This window comes from Butyrivibrio sp. TB, assembly GCF_900110805.1.
GTDB lineage: Bacteria > Bacillota > Clostridia > Lachnospirales > Lachnospiraceae > Butyrivibrio > Butyrivibrio fibrisolvens_C.
The window spans coordinates 62,010-81,084 of record NZ_FOER01000023.1 but is presented as its reverse complement, the minus strand read 5'-3'; the positions used below and the strand labels follow the sequence as shown (position 1 = coordinate 81,084).

Genomic DNA, 19,075 nt, shown 5'->3' with positions numbered 1-19,075 from the left:
AGTGACTTCAGGAATCGCGAAAGATTTCTTGCGTAGACGTTTGACAGCAGTAGAAAACGAAGAATTAGGAATTCCATTTGCTTGACAAAACTGAGAATCGGATAGCCCGCTCTTTCTGCAGTCCATAATGAGTCTGTACCATTCCTCATCTGTTCTGCGAGGTTGTGGTTTCTTTGGATTCGACATAACAGCTCCTTCCAAGTCGTAGTGAAATGTTCATCATTCGACTTTAAACATAGTAAAATGTACGTTATTCGAATCCATTATGAACCTAATTAATTGCGGTAGCGATCCACCTAATTTTTTCGCGCTTACTGTTCAAACATATGTACAGGAAGTCTTACATCAAATCCATCATTCATCACTGCTCTTGTAATTGCCTGATGAATCCAATTGCATGCATATGTAGAAAGTTTAAATCCAAGCGTCACATCAAATTTTTCAATCGCAGTCATAAGTCCCATGCAACCTTCTACAAATAAATCTTCCTCATCCAAACTAGTAGGCTTATACTGTTTCATGATTCTTGTAGCAATCTTATGCACCAGTCTTTCATTATTGATAACCAGTGCATCCTTCGCTGCATTGTTGCCGCTCTGAGCCAATACACAAAGTTCTTCATTCGTAAGCCCCTTTAAATCATCCCCGCTATAGAAAAAGGTACGGTTAACAGATTCATCTACAACCTTGTATCCGTTATTTACAAGAATTGAAAGAACAGCTTCAATCTCATCCTGCTCAAGTCCCTCTACTAACTCGAGGAAATCATCCTGACTAATCTCCTTAGCACTATTTGCATATTTCTTTATTAAAGACAAAATAAATGTTGTGTTCATACCATTACCTCCTCATCAAACCGCGCTGTTTTTCTTTGTTTTATGAGATAATGATACATCCACAGATTTATTGTTTTTCCGAATTATAATGCAAAAAAATATAGGGACTGGTTCTATAACCAATCCCTAATCTGCATCTTATTATAAGGCTATTTTTTCTGAGTTTTCCTTGATGATCTCAACCATATCCAGAATATCTCTAGCAGTACTCATATTGTCTTTAAACAATACTGGCATACTTCCAAGTGATCTAAAAGGCTCCTCCATCAGCACTCTATTATCTTCAATATTACCATTAGCAACTATATAATCAATGATAAGGTTCACAAATCTAATTTGATTGATATTAAGCCTTTCATCAGACAAGAATTTACTGAAAGCCTCATTCACCGCTGCTCTATCAACACCAACAATCTTTCTTACAAGTCTTCCAATTGGTGTATCTCCATACTCCTTGATATAGTCTTCCTTAGAGCCAAGCTCTGTCCACAAAATTCGTTCAAGCTCTTTCATATCAGTCTCGTTAAGTTTCTTATTATTCCGAAGCTTATATACAGACAAAGTATTCTCATTTGACTTAAGATAGAACTCAACCTTCTTGCGATAATTAGCGAGCTGATCATTCACCTGAAGCGGAACTCCCTCTTCCATATCAATGATTGTATCTTCAAAATCTGTATAGTAGATATGTTTCTTTTTCTTATCCAAGTACTGTAATAGATTTCTCATCGCCTCACGAACTCCTTCTAAATCCATGATAGTCGCATCATCCCAGAAGTCCTGAGTCTGAACTTTGTCTATAACCGCCTTTTGAGCCTTTACCTGTGGAATTGAGTTGGTCTTTTCTGACAATAATTGAGCTGTAGTAATAACTGTCTTTACAGGAGTTTGTACATTCTTACTCTGCAGCATTCCAAGCTGAATACTATACATCAAGTGATCAAATCGTCTTGCAAGCTCATCACTTTGACTTGGTTTAACAATTGGAGCAATATGCTCTTTTATTTCTGCAACTTCTGAAGTTTCAAGATCTTCCCACGCCAACAAATCACTATATGCTTGGACATATCTCAAGTGTCGTTTTACCAAAAAGCTCTCTATATTGAGCTCCAGTACCGCATTATGTAATTCATCTACAAGCTCAGCTCTGTACTCTACATAGTTCTCATTCGCTGAATAGTTTGGAGACTGTAATTCACGGCAGATTAAGGTCTTTGTATTGTAGATTTTCTCTGATAGAGTTTCCATAAGACCACTTTCTGAACCGTTCTTGTTTACACGGAAGAATTCAAAGTTATTGCAGAAATCGAATATAAGAAAATGCGTCTTATCCAGACCTTCTCCCAGAAGGTCTGAACATAATCTTGTACCACGACCTATCATCTGCCAGAACTTAGAATAACTCTTAACTTTCTTGAAAAATACCAAATTCAGAATCTCCGGAATATCAATACCGGTATCAAGCATATCAACTGATACTGCTATCTGTGGCATCTTCTCTTTGGTACTAAAATCATCTATAAGAGTGTCACAATATTTAATACTATAATCAATCTGCTTAATAAACTCTCCACCAAATTCAGGAAACAGCTTATTAAAGCGGTCAACAATTGCTTTTGCATGTAAACTATTCTTTGCAAATATAATAGTCTTTCCTAGTTTATCTCCACCTTCAATCTTAAGCCCCTTTTCCATTAGTTCCTTAAGAACCATATCAATAGTATCTGCATTAAATAACCAGCTATTTACTGCATCACTAGAAATATCTTCGCCAACATTTTCATCATCATTGAAGATTCTATCAAATTCTTCCTTCTCTTCTTCTGACAACTCATCATAATGAATTCCATCTTCCATGATTTTGGTCTTATACTCCAAAGTAGAATAATTGACCAAATAACCTTCATCTACAGCTTTATCAAGCTCATACGCAAATGTTGGAACGCCTCTTTCCAAATCAAAAATACCATAGGTATTCTTATCGATTTCGTTTTTAGGAGTAGCTGTCATACCAAGCAACATTGCGTCAAAGTATTCAAAAATAGCCTGATATTTTCTGTATATAGAACGATGAACTTCATCACAAATAATTAAATCAAAGTGCCCGGGCGTAAAGAGTTTTTCTCCAAACTTGGTTTTCTTCTCGTCAATGGCATTCATCATTGTTGGATATGTAGAAAAAATCATACGGCAACTTTCCGGATCATCTTTGTTATCCAACAAATTACAGCATGATAAATCCGGCAACAGATTTGTGTAGTTGTTCTTTGCCTGCTTAACAAGTGCTGTTCTGTCTGCTAAGAAAAGAATATTCTTTACATGATTATGCCTTCTAAGAACATCAACAATACTGATACTTACACGAGTTTTTCCGGATCCTGTCGCCTGTACAAGCAACATCTTTCTATGCTTCTTTTCAATAGAATCACATACAGCTGTAACCGCCTCCTTCTGATAAGGGCGGTTTGTAATATCGTCATTGATTTCAATATTAACTAAAGGTTTTCTTTGCTTTCTTCTGTCTATCTCAAGTTGCAATTCATCCTGAGTAAAGAATCCAGCGACCTCTCGACGAGGATATCCCATGTAGTCGTTTGTGAAGAAAATTTCAAAACCATTAGTAGTAAAAATCAAAGGGCGTCTTCCATACTGATTTTGAAGACAATCAGCGTACAATTTAGCTTGCTGGCTGCCAACCATTGTATCAACAGAAGCTTTCTTTGCCTCAACAACTGCAAGAGGAAGGTTGTCCTTGCCCCATAAAACATAATCAACATATCCAGTTCCTGTAGAAGTAGGCATACCAGTTACCGGAACCTCTACAGTACAATTATTGTCAATTATCCAACCTGCATCCTGGAGATCTATATCAATAAGCTTCTTTCTAGTCTCAGCTTCTGTAAGCGTATCAATATGAAACTCTCTAGTTCTGGTATTGTGCTGACGCGCAGATGCCATCTGCTTACGTAGTTCTTCATTCTCAGCAATAATCTTTGCGAGTTTTTCATCTTTGGATGACAAATCATCATAAAGAGCTTTTAAAACTTCAGGCTTTACACGCTTTTCCTCTCCGGTTGGAACTAATGACTCATCAAAAAAATGCTCTTCATAATCATGGGAATAAGAGTAATCAATCCAATCACAGAATTCAAAGAGGTCTTTTAAAGCCAAGACTGCATCATCACGAGAGATTCTTTTATTGGTATGAACCGCATTATTACCCAGCCTTATGACATACTTCAACATATCAAAAAGCTTATAATCAATGATTCTTCTAAATGTGTCTTCGTGAATCAAGGCCGAAACCTGATCATTATATGGCATTATTAAATCAGCATCGTTTGTGTAAACGAACTTCACTGCCAATTCAAGCGCTCTTCGAGCCATAATAGCGCAGTTACTCGGAGATATTTCCATCGCCTTTTCTGCTTCTACAGCTTGAATTGCAAAAAAGTCATAATTTTCTTTTCCAACTAAATAATCAAAATTCGACTCCATCGCCTTCACCTCATAATTCTTATGCTTTTACTTCCCTGTTCTCTCCGGAATTATTCTAGTAAGCGCATCTAGAGCTTCATGGCCTGGCTCTGATTCTTCCGGTTGCTGCTCATAATGATATGAAACATATAATGTATTATTATCATCATTTCTGCTATAAAAATAGCAAGCATTTTTCTCACTTGAAGGAGAACTCTTGAATACTATAAGCGGTAAAAGTTCAATAACACGCTGCGTATCTTTCATCTTTAAATATAACACATCTGAAATAAGCGGCGTCGCAGTTACATATGTCTCTTTCATAAACAACGCGTTAGAACCGACAAGCGTTTCTATACTGTTCTCAGCTCCGCTTCTTGTGTTAACGCAACTTATAGCTCTTATAAGCTCCATCTCTTCAAATGCATCTCTAACAATATTACGAAGCTGGTTCAGATACTGTTCAAGCTCAAGCACATGATCTTTACACACCTGTTCACTTGAAATGCCTGTATGCCCCTTCCATTTGTTGCGCTTATCACTGGCATTATATAGAATCTTATTTATTTCTCTATTGCATAAGACTTTTATGACTTCAATACTATCTGTCTTGAAATAATCCAATAAAGGATTATCTTCACCTTCTTCGGCCTTCTTGCCTCCGATTTTCCCAAGCACATAATTGGTTATGATTTTATTCAGAGTAACCCAGCTTCCAAAAGTAGACCGTGTATAGTATTTAACATCCGTGGTTTCAAACATTGTATTGCATTCAAATGCATCTATATTATCATTTATAACACTCAGTAAAATACATGCATTATAAATAGCATATGCTTCAAAGAACAAAAATAGTGTTTCCTGTTTCTTCTCATAAGAATTCTCTGCTAAATATCTTCGAAGTATTGATGCCAATGGAAATGGCAGTGTCTCCACCCAGTCACTTAAAGTCTCAGCATTGTTAATATCTTTTAAGCTCTTTTGAATCGTCTTATAATCCGATGGTTTCTTAAAAAATTTAGATTCAAGTGCATCCAGTTGTAATCTAAGTTCTTCAATCTGTTTATGTGTTTCAAGAATCTCTCTTTGTTCTCCGTCACCTTCAGGCAATGCTATAACCAATTCTTTTATAGTCTGAAGATTAAATGATGGAATAAAGCCATTCATCATCATTTTACGATTTGCTATACCATGCTCTGAATTAAGGAAAAAGCATGCATATTGAGTAGAAATCTTTTCCTCATCTAATACTACCTGAATATAGTTTTGTGGCTTGATAGTAAAATCCTCTATGCTATCAACTACCTGCGATATTCCTACCTTTGGGATATAAATAGCATTTGGGATATCTTTAAAATTATTCTCTCTATCCGGACGATTAATCTCTTTTGATAAGCTCTCAATGCTAAGCGCATTGCCACCATAGTTCTTAGCTTCTTTCCTATATGCAAGCTCAGCCTCGAAATCCTGTAAATCAAAATATTTATCACGCTCTATCCAAGTACCAATAGAATAGTTTTTCGCAACTACATCATTCACATAGTTTGAAATTACAACATTTACATCTTTTAACTCAGATATCTTGGCAATAAATCTCTTTTCTGAGCATTTTTTCTGAAATATAAGTATCTTGGTCTCTATATTAGTCACAGGAGCATATGTACCTTTAGGCATATCAATTACAGCATTAGCAAATAAGCCCCTTTTTTCCAGATAGTCTAATATATCTTTATATCTCTTATCATAAGAAACAGACACCGGAAACGTCATAGTAAAAAAACCATCTTCCTTAATCGCTACAGAAATAACGTCTGCCATTTCATTGATGTACTCTTTAAGTCTGGCATCAAATGGAATATCTGCGCAAATTAAATCAAACTGTTCTTCACTGCCTTTATAATATTGTTCAAATGAGAACTTATCAGCTATCTGCTTCTCAGTATCGTTCTGAATAAAGGATGCTACCTTGTAGCCCAACTCACTCAACCCATTAGAAAATGAACCGGATATAAAACTTGAAACAAGGATTCTACCAGTTTTAATCTGCTTAGCTAGTTCATCACAGATTCTTATAACAACCTCTGGTGTTACCGCTTCACGTTCTCTAAAGGGTAATCTGTCTAGGGCATTCAGGTACTCTCCGTAATTATCATATTTATTTATATCAATTACAAAATATCCTCTATCCATAGCATCTCCCTTATTTTATACAACTTTTGATTTGTCGACTTGTTTATCTCGTCCAATTGGATAGCTACCAATCAGCGACTTACTCAACGCCCTCTTATCAGTACCACCTTTGCTAGTTCTCTTAATATACTTCTGATAATCATCAAGGTTTAGTAAGGCATTCACAAACTCACTGTTCATGGAATCAATTAAGCGTACACGCATAATATTATTACTGTAATTAGCACAATCATCTTCACCTCGATAAACAGAAACACGTCCTAAACTGCTATCTTTCGTGTAAAATCTACCAATTTTAGTGATTAACAAATCTCCGGTCTTTAAAGATGTATCATAATAATTGTTATTGTTTATCTCCCGAGAAATATAAACAGAATCATCTAATCTAAACTCATTTCTCCATACATTCTGAATTCGCAAAAAAAGAACATCCCCTTCAGAATCATAATACTTTGGGTCAACATTACTTCCATCAATCATAGACTCAGAAATATCTTTTAGCTCGCATATATCCCATTTTTCATTGTCAAATGGATTACCAAAGAGCTCGACAAATCGGGCTTTGATAAGTTCATCAAGCTTTTGAATCTCGAGCTTTCGTGCATAAAGAACAGAAAACATGGTATCGAAAACTTTGATTATCTTTTCCTGATCATCCACCGGAGGCAGCGGAAATTCAAACTGATAGAACTTCTCTTGATTCAAATGAGCAATAGTGCATCCGACCTTAATTCTTTCTATAAAGCTATTAAAGTTGTTGCTCTGCAGTACATACATTAAATATTTTGGTAAGAGCGTAGCTTTATCCTTTGGTCTTACTACAAACACTCCACTATTTAGGGTAGCTGGTTTATCAATTGGTTCATCTATAATAGCAACTTTACCTATAGTCCCGTCTTTTGTAACAAGAATATCATCCATATGCAGCTGAATATGCTGATCTTGATCATATCTATCCTTTGTAACATAATGACATGAATCAAATGCAATATGCCCATTATCAAAATCAACTCCAGTTACTAAATAGTAATCGCCTTCATCTAAATACTCTTTTTTAGTTAATCCTTGCCATCCTATACGAGCATGCAATGTACATGCTTCGGCAATGGTAGTTTTTCTCATCTCGTCATCCCTACAAATCTCAATTTAAATCAAGACAAGTATTTCTGATGAGATGTTTTCACATTATTTTGATTAACAATCGCATATTGCATGGTCGTATCGATCTGTGAGTGACCAAGAAGACGCTGTACCTGCTCTATAGGCATTCCTTTATCAATAGCTCGTGTAGCTGCGGACCTTCGAAACTTGTGTGGAAAAATTCTTTGCAGAGCCAAACTTCTTCCAAGCTGTCTTACCCTTATTTCCACCCCACTTATTTTTAATCTGTCATGAGGAGAATCCAATGATACAAACAATGCTGGATTATCATCATCTCTACTATTGATATAATCCTGTATATGTAATTTGGCTTTCGCGTCAAAATATACTTTTCTTTCCTTGCCTCCCTTACCAAATACAATGCACTCTCTTGCCTCAAAATCAATATCAGCAATATTAAGGCTAACCAATTCTCCAACACGAATCCCTGTGGAATAAAGCAGATCTATCATAGCCAGATCTCTTTGACAAGAACAGTTATCTCTGATTTTTTCTATATCTTCATCAGAAATAACTTCCTTAACCTGCTGATTAGTTTTTATCTTATGAATCCTTCTCATTGGACTCTTCAGAATATAGTTTTCTTCTTCAAGCCAAGAAAAGAAGCTGGAAATATTACGCCTTACATTATCTACTGTTACTTTGCTACAATTGTTAACTTGTTGATAATCGGAAAGGTATTCACGCATCATTTCTGTTGTCACTTTCCTAATAGGAGCAGTAACTGAAATGAGCATTTTTTCTACAGTTGCGTGGTAATACTGTATCGTTCTATCTGAGCATCCCTCAATCTTCTTTGCGTCCAAAAACATTTTGAGATACTCCTCATTCAAAATATCCTTCTTTTCTGCTTCTTTAGTCATGAACGATTTAAGCATCACTTCCTGAAGCTTCTTCATTTGTGCAACAGATAGATACTCCGCCATCTCGTTTAATACTGCAACTACCTTTGTTTCCATACTAGTACATTTCCTCCTTTGTACCAGCATCCTTCAACCAATAAATAATTGTATTATTCACATTCAATCAAAAAATATGGGCTCATACTATGTTTTGATGCTTCCGATAATAATGCCTTTGATGAAGAAACGATACATTTTGACATAATCCCCTTTTCAGCGCGTTCAATTTTTGTTATGCAAAACCACGTCTTAAAATTATCTGAAATATGTCGATAATATTGCGGAAACTCTTCGTCATCAGGCTTCTCTTTTTTCACAGCATTAATATACGCCCAATATCTTTCAACTCCACCACTATGAATAAGTAAAATTTTAGGATTACTTTGGTCTAATACCTTGGTTATGTTCGCATCCGAAACGACGCTTCCCATCTTTCCATACCAAACAAACCCTTTTTCATCTATTATTTTTTGATGCGCACCAATTGTTCCTTCTGGTGGCGCAAACTTTTCTGCAAAGCGAAGTGCTATCGAATACATTCTACTACCTACCCAAAATACTCTTGCATCAAACTATCAAACAACTTTTGTGTCTCATCTAATGACTTCTGTACTGCAACTTTTGATTTGTCGACTTGTTCAATAAACGAAATAAAGTTGTCCAACTCAGTCTTTTCAGGCACAGGAAGCTTTACATTATCCAGCATCCTACCAGTTATCTGATTGATTGTAGTTGTTGCACCTGTAGTAATCTGCGCTCTAAATGCCGGCATTTGAAAGTATGTCATGAGATAAGGGTAAAACTGACTTCTAATGATCATCATAAATGCCCCAAAACTCATAGGCTCTTCTATATCCTTTATAAGCGCAACCTTTCCAACAAGTCTGGCACTTCCATTCCTTGAGCACATCAGGATATCATTATCTTGAACGTATTTCTTTTCACCTATACTGCATGTAACCCTAACAGTATCTTCAAAATCCAACTGTGCATTCTGAATATTGCTTGATCTGAGTACAATAGTTCCCTCATCAGCAACATCCTCCGGTTTGTACGTTAAGCCATTCCAATACTCAGCAATCTCAGAAAGACTCTTTATCGGATACCCTTTTGTATTAAGAGATGGATCACCAAAGAGCTCGACAAATCGGGCTTTGATAAGCTCATCAAAAGACTCAAGTTCCCTTTTTCGAGAATTTATTATGCCTGTTAGCTTATCTAATACAGAAATAATTTCTGCTTGCTTTGTTTTATCTTCTTCAATATTTACAATGAATTCACCAAATTGTGTTTTATTTATTATTGGAACTACAGGCGCATTTGCAATGGCGACAAGCCTAGGCTTTGAGTACAAAAGATTGTATGCTAGGTATCGTGGTAAAACTTTTTCATTCGGCTCTATAACATTTATCTGTTGATTAAAAGCATAGTCACCAGAATCCGCTATTCCTACTTTTCCAATACTACCAATACATGTAACAAATACCGCATCTTTAGATACTACTCTAGCCTTGCCGCGTGCATTCTCTGATATATATTCTGATGAATCATTGATTAACGTAATTCCTTCGTCTGCTATTCCATCTGGTTTTACAAAACATATATCTGCAGAATCCCAATATTTTTCATCTTTTTTGCTAGGGGTATTTCCGGTTGTTATTTTACCCAACTTTTTTAATTCAATCTCCATCTATCATCCCTACAAATCTCAATTTGATAATTGAGCCTTTCCTTTAAATTAAATTGATAACAATTTCTTGAGTTCAGCTAATTCAGTCTGAATCTCAGTTTCAATGTTTTCAATCTTTCCAATTATGACATCTGTTGGTTCATACTCAACCTTCTCGTATACCACTTCTTTATACTTGTTGATTGAAAGGTCATAATCATTCTTTTCAATTTCCTCCACAGGAACAAAGAAGCTCTGTTCTGTTCTAGCTCTATCTTTCTCTGCATCAAGATTATTGAACCTTTCAATAATGTCAGGAATATCATTCTCAGAAATCTCCTGGCGCTTATCATCAAGGCTGAATCCATCTGCCTTCATGTCATAGAACCACACATTATCAGTTCCACCACTGCCTGTCTTTGTAAAAATAAGTATAGCTGTAGAAACTCCTGCGTATGGTTTAAACACACCACTTGGCATAGAAATAACTGCATCCAGTTTGTTATTATTAATGATTTCCTTTCTAATCTGCTTATGCGCATTACTTGAACCGAAAAGGACACCATCTGGAACAATTACAGCTGCACGGCCACCTTTTTTCAAGATACGTAAAAACAGTGCAAGAAATAAAAGCTCTGTCTTCTTAGTCTTTGTAATCTTAAGAAGATCCGCTGATACTGCCTCATAATCAAGGCTTCCCTTAAAAGGCGGATTGGCAAGTACTAGAGAGTACTTCTCAATATCCGTATTCTGCTCTGACAAACTATCCCTGTAAGAAATATTAGGGTTGTCTACACCATGAAGAAGCATGTTCATAGCACCGATACGAAGCATCGTTCTATCCATATCGTTACCAAAGAACATATCGTTATTGAAGTGATTTCTCTTCTTCTCATCCAAGAAAAGGTCTGCATGATTTTCTCTAAGATAAGTCTGAGCTGCAATAAGAAAACCTGCTGACCCCATTGCCGGATCGATAATAATATCATCTGGCTGCGGCTTTGTAAGCTTAACCATCATCTCGATAATATGTCTTGGTGTTCTAAACTGTCCGTTAGTACCTGCTGTTGCAACTTTAGAAAGAAGATACTCATAAAGATCTCCCTTTGTATCTTCATCACCAAGCTCAAGCTGATCAATTCCATCTATAATCTTTGTAAGCATCGCTGCAGTAGGAATTTTGAAGATTGCATCCCCCATATATTTAGAATATGCAGAATCGCCATCTTGATGAAGATTCTTTATAAATGGAAAGACTCCATTCATCACAACGTCATACATCTCGTCTGCAGAACCAAGGTTTTTAAACTTGCTCCATCTGTACTTCTGACAATCGCCAGGGAACATTGGCTCATAGTCTACCTTGTAGAAATTAGCTTCGTTTTCCTTTCTAGTTTCAACATCATCGAGCTGCTTTATAAATAACAAATATGTAAACTGTTCAATTACATCTAACGGGTTAGTAATACCTCCTGTCCAAAAGGTTTCCCATATTTTGTCAATCTTGTTTTTTACGTCTCCAGTAATCATATAATCCTCCAAATATTTTTCTAAAGAACGGAGTCCTTAATTTCTTAATTATACCATTTTCGAAGTGCAGAAAAAAGGACAACCCGTGTATTCGCCTACAGTATTCCAATTTATTAAGCTGTTTTTCACCTCCCTCATCTTCATTTTTATAATCATAATATAGCTCATATGATTCATTCTTTTTTCGAATTATATTCACACAAAAAGTGCTGGTTACCTCTACGGTTTTCCACATCAGTAACCAGCACCTAATTATTTAACAATAGCTCCTACACTCATGCTTAAAGTAGTTATAAGAATCAATAAAATGCCTATCTCCATCCAGCAGATCCATAAACGAATGATAATCCAACAGATTACAAGTCCCGACTTCCATGAGTTTGTCGGCGAGACCATTTCTTAGTTCATCAAGAAACGCATCCTGCTCGACGGGGTTATCCGTGTAAGCGTAGATGCGTTCCTGGTAGTCTCCGTGGCAGAACTCTTTCATCTTAAGGTCGATGTCGCCGCTTTTGTAGAGGCAGAGGTCGAACATCTCCTTGTAGCCGGAGAACTTGATATAACAGTTATAGCTTTTCATGGTAATTGTTAACCTCTGACCGGAAGATACTCTGCCAATCTGTCTGATGTATGCCTCCATGAGAATCGTAAAAGCCTCTGCCACCATTTCGCTTTTCATGCGAGGTTTCATATTCTTACCACTCAAACTCTACCACCTCCCCAGACTCATAGCTTTCCTTGATCCTCTTATAAAGCTCTTCGCGAAACTCCTTGGTTATAGGAAATGCGATATCTTTGAAGATCGGATTTCCTTCTTCATCGACGGTTTTGGTTTTGAAGCTGGGCATTGAAACGAAGGTACCGCCTTTTCTGCTTTTAACGATTGAGACATTTCTTACTGCAAAGCTGTCTCCAAAAGTTACTGTGCATAATCCTCTCACATTGTTGGAGCTGGCTTCTATCTTATTTGCTTTAACGCTTACTTTCATTTCTTTAATCCTCCTGAATAAAATCGTTTTTTCTCTTCCTGATGGCGCTGAGGGTCGTTGTGGCGAGCAGTGCGTTTGTCCGACAAACGCGTTAAGCGGCTCTTACAACACAGACTCCGTCCGTGAGTTTCGGGTGCGCTGCGCTCTACCATCTTTGTCATTTGCTTCAAGGTCCTGCTGGTATAGCATTTCTAAGTTTTTCTTTGCAATCATATACTCATGCATGTCTTTATTAAGCTGAGCATATTCAAGGAATTCTTTTTTCTTCTCTTCAAGGATGCGGCCATATTCATCCCGGAGCTTTTGCATGTTTAGGGTCTGGCCTTTTGGAACTGACTTATAGACTTCCTCTGCTGCCTTATACAGTAGTAGCTCTGACTCATGTTCCTGATAGAAGGTCTTAGAGTAACCACTCTTTTTATAAGATTCGAAGACTCCTTTGTTCTCGGTCTTTAAGTCATTTTCCGTATAATCCATCCGCTCCTTAAGGCTCTCTGCAATACTTCTGCCCCGGACTATATGAAGCGCCATAAGCCTTGTAGCTGCCATAGGTTTCTCCTTTTTATGGGCAAAAAAAGAACAGCTCTTCCGTTACTGGAAAAACTGTCCTTCCTGCCTATACCATTTATTTAGTTTTATATTCTTTTTAATACTCCATGAGCTGACTCTAAGATAAGCTGGAGATTGGCTGCCAAGAACAGGCATGCAAGCATAAGTTAACAGAACACGTTACTTTAGTCATATCTGTATACTCTCATCCTTGTAACGTTCAAACATCCCCGAATCTCTATATAAAAAATCAATCATTACAATAATATGTTACTTTAACTTTTGAATCTAAGCTATACGGTTCATCCGTCCACATATTTTCCCCATTAACTTTAACTTCTTTAACCGTTCCGACTTTATCAGCATCCCAAAAACCATTATGATTTATTCTCTGCCAAGTTCCAATTTTCATGGATTACAACGTTTACACGGATCATAGCCTAATTCTACAAGCTCATCTCTCGTTCCTTCATAATACATTTTGTTCTTTTCCTTCATATCGCTGACACTACTGCATGTTGGATAGTGGAATTTCTTGGTATTGGTATTAACAACGTAAGTATACTGCTGCGTGGTCTGGTCTGTAGTGCTTCTGGTTATATCTTCTTCTGTCGCATCATTTGTTGGAAGAACATATCCGTCTATAGCGCTGTTGCTGCCGTCTGCGTAATTAATATTAACTCCTGGCTGTACGTTATAGCAGAATACGTTGAAGCAGATTCCCATACCTGAATCTTCTACAGAGTACGCTTCAATCTGAACTCCTGTGCATAAGAGGTTGTTACCTTCAAATACAGGTGTAACCCTGTACATTACGTGATTACCGGTTGATTCTATATAATTCGCAACCATATTTTCATATGGAAGCATACCATCAACGTTCATGTACCTTGTACCTGTGACAAGGTTCTTCTCATTGGCGTTCTCACCAGTGAGCTGGTAGCCTATAAGATGGCATCTATTGTAGAGATATGGCGGATCTGAGTCAACGAGTCCTGGGTACTTGTTCTGATTCCAACCTGTAGGTTTTACAGTGCCGATCGATCCGCGAGGTTCTGTTGGCATGAGGTCCTGACCTATGCATGCAACAGCTGTTGTACATCTTCCAAGGCTATCAAGTGCTCCATACTGTTCGTATGATACTGTGGTGATATCGGACGCTGCGAAGGTTGGTATATTGCCGTTTAGGACTACTGATGCACTTCCTGTATAAGCCGGTATGTCGCTCTTGGCATGGGCTTTGGTAAGTGTTAATCCCGGCAGGCTACTTATCAGTCCTATAATAATGAGCATCGCCAATATTCTGTTTATCTTGAAGTTTGCTATTCTCATATGTTTATCCTCTATCTCTTTTCCCAAAAGGTAATAAAAAAGGCACTGCACAGCTGCAATGCCCATTACTCGTGTTACATGCAACTGGCTGACTCTGAGAGTCCCTATAGCTTTGTGTCACCAGATCGCTCTGGCTTTACCGTAAATATGTAATCGTTATTTAGTTAAACTCAAGTATAATTATTTCCTCCTGCCATGTCAATATGTTCATGGCGCTTCCTCAGCCAAACTCCGGAACATCCTCAAAGTCACCTACTGTATACTCGCCGCATATTACGCCATCTTCTATATCGAATCTGACGCCTACTCCATCATCGGTGATAAGATCGACATATGTCTCTCCGTCTGTTTTGTACAGTGTAAGGTTTGATCCTGCAGGAATAGTTTTTTCGGTCCAATAATACTCACTGTCAATATCGTCAGATGAATCTAAAGTCATCTCCTTTTTGGTCACGATAGTCTCACCTGTCTCTCCAACAGGATTGCCGGGATTGATAGAATCGATGCCTACGTAGTACTCAAACTTACCAACGCTAACAGGCATGCCGTCAAATCCAACTGTAAAAGTCTTCTTAACTACAGACTTGCCAAAGATATCCTCAGCTTTAAGAAGTACAAAACTGTTTGCATCTGTGATGTCATTATAGAACAAAGAGTAATCTTCATATATGCGTGGTTCGCTTATCTTGGTATTGTTCAGATCAAATACATACAATGTGTCGCTGTTACCCTCGTCTAATATGTTTATGTACAGATAGCTCTTTCCATTTGCTTTTTCTATTAAAAACATGTTTTCAGTATTACATAATATTTTTTTCTGGTACTGGGAGTCGCCATTTGAAAGAGTGAATTCTTTATAATACTCCTCGGGTACATTTACCGAAAGCTCAAATTCCTCTCCGCCTACAGTAAAACTGTTTTCCTCTCCTTCAAGCTTTGTAACCTTCCAGCTAGGTGCTGTCAGTTCATCATTGAGCTCTATCAGGTTTTCATCGCCGCTAAGACCATCTATTTCATCTCCGGTTCCTTTGACCAGATCACTGATCCTGTCTACGATCTCGTCCTGTGTCAGGTCTTCACCTGTGTAGCACTCATACTCTGTTTTGCCTTCATAATCTTCAGACCAATCGTCAAGTTCATCATCTGAAGGCACTCCGTCTCCATCTTTATCCTCATAGTTATAGTATTTCTCTGAATATGCCACCGAGACTTTGTAGTTTTCATCCATCGTCATGTAATAGGTATAGAGAATTGCTCCAGCATAATCTGTATTATAATTTACTATAAGACCTGCTTTAGGATAGTAGTCGTAACCACTGTTACCGCCTGCGCCGTAGCTCCAGTCATCTATCGAGAGTATTAGCTTTCCATCTGCGAAGGTATACATGCTGACACTGTAGCCCGGATAATCGATCACAAGCTCCGGAACGTCATCATCATCAAAGTATATGAGTTTATAATCATAATCTGCATAGTCATGGCCTAGGCAGTATCTGCTGGCGATCATCTCATATGCTTCCTGATATGAGTCGAACTGTCCATCGGGATGTCCATCTGTTAGAAAAGCTATAGTTGCAGCTGCTGAAAAGTCACTTCCAAAATAGTCCTCAATAGCTTCGGGGTTACTAAAAGTATTATAGTTATAACTATCACTATAATCCTCATACTCTCCGGTACAGATCTGGATCATCTCTCCTTCCTGAGTATCTCCGACTACAACTACATCTGAGATACCATCAAAGTTAATGTCGCATATTCCAACTTCACTGATTTCATCATAATATGTATCATCTTCCTTTGGAGAGTGATAACGGGAATAATACACCTGTGCAAGTTCTGTATCGTCCTGCATTATCTTGAATGAAGACCACTTGCCTGCATCCTTATCGATAAGCGGTATGAGTTCAACTTCGCCAAATGGCTCCATAGTTACTTTCATGGAGTTTTCATCAAATGCTACTACCTGATAGCCATCGCCTGAATAAGATTCTTCTGCCTCATCTTCTGTCTCTTCGGAAGTCTCATCTTCCTCTTCATCAGTCTGTTCTGTTTTTTTATCAGATGGATCATCTGATGACTTGCTATCCTCTTCACCTGCTGCATTCTCTTTGCTTGCTTCCTCAGTAGAATCGGCATTCATCGACAGATCCGTATTGACGCATCCTGTAAGTGTGAGCGCGAGGATACATGCTACTACTATTTTTCTTTTCATACTTGTCACTGACCTCCATTAAAACGCATATATGAATGATACCACGGGATGGGGATATATTTGCAAGTTTTCTGATGAAAAGTGAGTTTTAGGGGATGGATGTCAGCCATAATCGTTTTTCTAGTGAGAAGGGCCGGAACCTGATCCAGAACCAAAAGTTAATAACCTAAAAATGAAACAAGTCTACAGCAAAAAAGCGCAGTGAACCTGCGCCTTTTCTATTCCATACGTTTTTTTCATACTTCACTTCTAAGTCTTTTATTGTATTCGTCCAATGCTTTCGATGTCTGATAGATATAGACTATTTTCATAATGCTTACAATGAAGATTACTATTACTGCACCTATGATCAGAAGCATACCAGCAACATACATTAGAATAATGCTACACAGCATAGCGATCAAAGAACCTATATACAACTTCCATAACCGTAGCCACATTTCTGATAATTCGTCATCCACTCCTTCAAGTACGTTAGAATGACCGGTGAATTCACTATAATTACCAATAAGCTCCGCTATTAAGGAAACCAGCGAGATAATAACTCCAAAGGCTAAAAAATCAACATCTTCAGAAGCCCCCGATGCAGCAATCTGGATAAGCTTAATAGCATCTGCTGCTGAAGTTACTAGAAAGCAATAGCCTGCTATACGGTATTTTTCTTCCTTAGACGAGATTTTTAAAAGAATGAGTCCATAGGCAATGGATGCTATAAAACTTATAATATTGCCTACAATTAAAAGATCTTGAGAAGTTATGATTATTTCACTACTAAGTATGGATGCAATAGTATTCAATATGAATAGCCCAAATAGGATCATGAGCCAACTGCTTAGAAAATGTGCACTCTCTGGTGATAATCCTTCTCCCCTGTATCTTTCTTCATAAATTGTTTCTGTCATATTTAATTTTCTCCCCGATTTAAAATCTTTTTACGCGTCAAAATTATTGATACGCGCCAACGTATTATACAAAAATTTTAAGTTTTACACAAGGTATGGACGTCATAACGCTTCCTCAGCCAAACATAGGGTCTGAACTGTAACAAATTAGTATCAATTGTCGCACGATAGTCATTTTTATGTTGTTTTTGTACTGCTTTTGTTGTATTATTAATTAAAAGGAGGTAGTACATTATGGCACTTTCAACAATTACTGCTCGTGTAAGCGATACTGATAAAGTTAACTTTGATGCTTTTTGTACATCAGTTGGTTTAACATCTTCAGCTGCAATAAATATGTTTGTCAAAGCCGTTCTCAGAGAACATAGAATTCCTTTTGAAATTAAACAGGATGATCCATTCTATAGTCCAGAGAACCAAGCCTATATTCTTAAGTCTGTCAATGAATTACGTGAGGGCAAAGGTACTGTTCACGAATTAATCGAGGTCGATGATGAGTGAAAGCACTTACCGGGAGCTTTATTTTACTGTATTCTACTTCTGCAGCGCCCTGCATTACACATCATTTTTTTCTAAAAATTCCTGTAATTTAATCTGTCCCTCTAATCTTTATCTCCATAAAATGGATCTTGTCCCAGATCACTAATTAATATACCCATCATACATTTTGCTGTATTTATCATATTCTTCATCCAGCGCTCGTCTTCGCTTAATTTCAGCATTATATTCTTCCAGGGTATAGAAGTCTGCATTCTTACAATGCTGCTTTAAAAACTGCCAGATCTCATCACGATATACTGCGCCGAACATCCTGTTTTTATTATCTACCGCTACTATATAGCTTCCATTATAGAAGCGCCAGAGATCCTTATCATACTGAGGATTTCTCCGATTCTTGGCCATAGGAGTAAGTCCAAAGGGGCATGTATCTGTATGGTATATTGTGGAAACATTTTCATACTTGATCGTCCTTTTGTAAAACAGTCTTCCCCATATAGAATCCTCTTCTATATGCGCCTGAGTCTCCTCGAGTGTTAATGTGGAATTTTTATTCTGAGAAATAGAAAAGGCCGAATATATGAGCGCTGTGAAAAAGGACATGAGTATGCTATAAAAAGCCAAAAATACATAAGATCTGCTTACTATAGCTACGCCTATTGGAAACAAAACTATAAAGGCATATACTACAGCAAAAAGGCCCACAAAGACATGCGAAAGAAATGACGTTAATATTACCTGTGATGCATTCATGCCTGCTCTTATCAGGTCTTCTTTGCTGAATTTAACTTTTTTATGCACTTGATATTTGTATACCATTAATTATAT

The 19,075-nt window shown here is 37.4% G+C and carries 17 protein-coding genes and 1 riboswitch; of the genes, 1 reads left to right on the top strand and 16 read right to left on the bottom strand.

Annotated features, from left to right (window positions below; all coding sequences use genetic code 11):
* From tnpA to BMX21_RS14850, 15 genes are all read right to left on the bottom strand, one after another.
* Positions 1–186, bottom strand: a 186-nt coding sequence (gene tnpA / locus BMX21_RS19560; protein WP_242952891.1) for an IS66 family insertion sequence element accessory protein TnpA, incomplete at its 3' end; no start/stop codon positions are given.
* A 125-nt stretch (positions 187–311) separates the two neighbouring features.
* Positions 312–836 (bottom strand): sigma-70 family RNA polymerase sigma factor, encoded by a 525-nt coding sequence (locus BMX21_RS14920; RefSeq protein ID WP_092045582.1) that lies wholly within the window; start codon positions 834–836, stop codon positions 312–314.
* 141 nt (positions 837–977) lie between these two features.
* The gene (locus BMX21_RS14915) at positions 978–4,334 is read right to left on the bottom strand and encodes a DEAD/DEAH box helicase family protein (RefSeq protein WP_092045580.1); all 3,357 of its coding nucleotides are present in this window, start codon (positions 4,332–4,334) and stop codon (positions 978–980) included.
* A 27-nt stretch (positions 4,335–4,361) separates the two neighbouring features.
* Positions 4,362–6,503, bottom strand: coding sequence for a restriction endonuclease subunit S domain-containing protein (locus BMX21_RS14910; protein WP_092045578.1), 2,142 nt, complete (start codon positions 6,501–6,503; stop codon positions 4,362–4,364).
* Positions 6,504–6,518: 15 nt separating this feature from the next.
* Positions 6,519–7,625, bottom strand: coding sequence for a restriction endonuclease subunit S (locus BMX21_RS14905; protein ID WP_092045576.1), 1,107 nt, complete (start codon positions 7,623–7,625; stop codon positions 6,519–6,521).
* A gap of 29 nt (positions 7,626–7,654) precedes the next feature.
* Positions 7,655–8,623 carry a site-specific tyrosine recombinase/integron integrase gene (xerA, locus tag BMX21_RS14900; RefSeq protein WP_092045574.1) on the bottom strand — a complete coding sequence of 323 codons (969 nt, stop codon included), beginning with the start codon at positions 8,621–8,623 and terminating at the stop codon, positions 7,655–7,657.
* Between the two features lie 53 nt (positions 8,624–8,676).
* The gene (locus tag BMX21_RS14895; RefSeq protein ID WP_092045572.1) at positions 8,677–9,105 is read right to left on the bottom strand and encodes a hypothetical protein; all 429 of its coding nucleotides are present in this window, start codon (positions 9,103–9,105) and stop codon (positions 8,677–8,679) included.
* An 8-nt stretch (positions 9,106–9,113) separates the two neighbouring features.
* Positions 9,114–10,256, bottom strand: coding sequence for a restriction endonuclease subunit S (locus tag BMX21_RS14890; RefSeq protein ID WP_092045570.1), 1,143 nt, complete (start codon positions 10,254–10,256; stop codon positions 9,114–9,116).
* A gap of 48 nt (positions 10,257–10,304) precedes the next feature.
* Positions 10,305–11,765, bottom strand: a complete 1,461-nt coding sequence (locus BMX21_RS14885) for a type I restriction-modification system subunit M (RefSeq protein ID WP_092045568.1) — start codon at positions 11,763–11,765, stop codon at positions 10,305–10,307.
* Positions 11,766–12,021: 256 nt separating this feature from the next.
* Entirely contained in the window at positions 12,022–12,471 is a 450-nt protein-coding gene (locus BMX21_RS14875; RefSeq protein ID WP_092045564.1) for a hypothetical protein, read from the bottom strand.
* Positions 12,461–12,754, bottom strand: coding sequence for a SpoVG family protein (locus tag BMX21_RS14870; protein ID WP_092045562.1), 294 nt, complete (start codon positions 12,752–12,754; stop codon positions 12,461–12,463). Before BMX21_RS14870 ends, BMX21_RS14875 begins: the two co-directional genes overlap by 11 nt.
* A 102-nt stretch (positions 12,755–12,856) precedes the next feature.
* Positions 12,857–13,303, bottom strand: coding sequence for a hypothetical protein (locus BMX21_RS14865; protein ID WP_092045560.1), 447 nt, complete (start codon positions 13,301–13,303; stop codon positions 12,857–12,859).
* A 408-nt stretch (positions 13,304–13,711) separates the two neighbouring features.
* Positions 13,712–14,635: a DNA/RNA non-specific endonuclease gene (locus BMX21_RS14860; protein ID WP_092045558.1), complete on the bottom strand. Its 924-nt coding sequence runs from the start codon at positions 14,633–14,635 to the stop codon at positions 13,712–13,714.
* Between the two features lie 76 nt (positions 14,636–14,711).
* Positions 14,712–14,786, bottom strand: a riboswitch (cyclic di-GMP riboswitch).
* 69 nt (positions 14,787–14,855) lie between these two features.
* Entirely contained in the window at positions 14,856–16,847 is a 1,992-nt protein-coding gene (locus BMX21_RS14855; RefSeq protein ID WP_092045556.1) for a hypothetical protein, read from the bottom strand.
* Between the two features lie 236 nt (positions 16,848–17,083).
* A complete protein-coding gene (locus tag BMX21_RS14850) occupies positions 17,084–17,749 on the bottom strand; it encodes a hypothetical protein (RefSeq protein WP_092045554.1) in 666 nt (221 codons plus the stop codon).
* 234 nt (positions 17,750–17,983) lie between these two features.
* On the opposite strand from BMX21_RS14850, the gene BMX21_RS14845 reads away from it, so the two are divergent.
* Positions 17,984–18,250 (top strand): type II toxin-antitoxin system RelB/DinJ family antitoxin, encoded by a 267-nt coding sequence (locus BMX21_RS14845; RefSeq protein WP_022753111.1) that lies wholly within the window; start codon positions 17,984–17,986, stop codon positions 18,248–18,250.
* Between the two features lie 141 nt (positions 18,251–18,391).
* On the opposite strand, the gene BMX21_RS14840 is transcribed toward BMX21_RS14845, so the two are convergent.
* A complete protein-coding gene (locus BMX21_RS14840; RefSeq protein ID WP_092045552.1) occupies positions 18,392–19,066 on the bottom strand; it encodes an ABC transporter permease in 675 nt (224 codons plus the stop codon).
* Positions 19,067–19,075 lie beyond the last annotated feature (9 nt).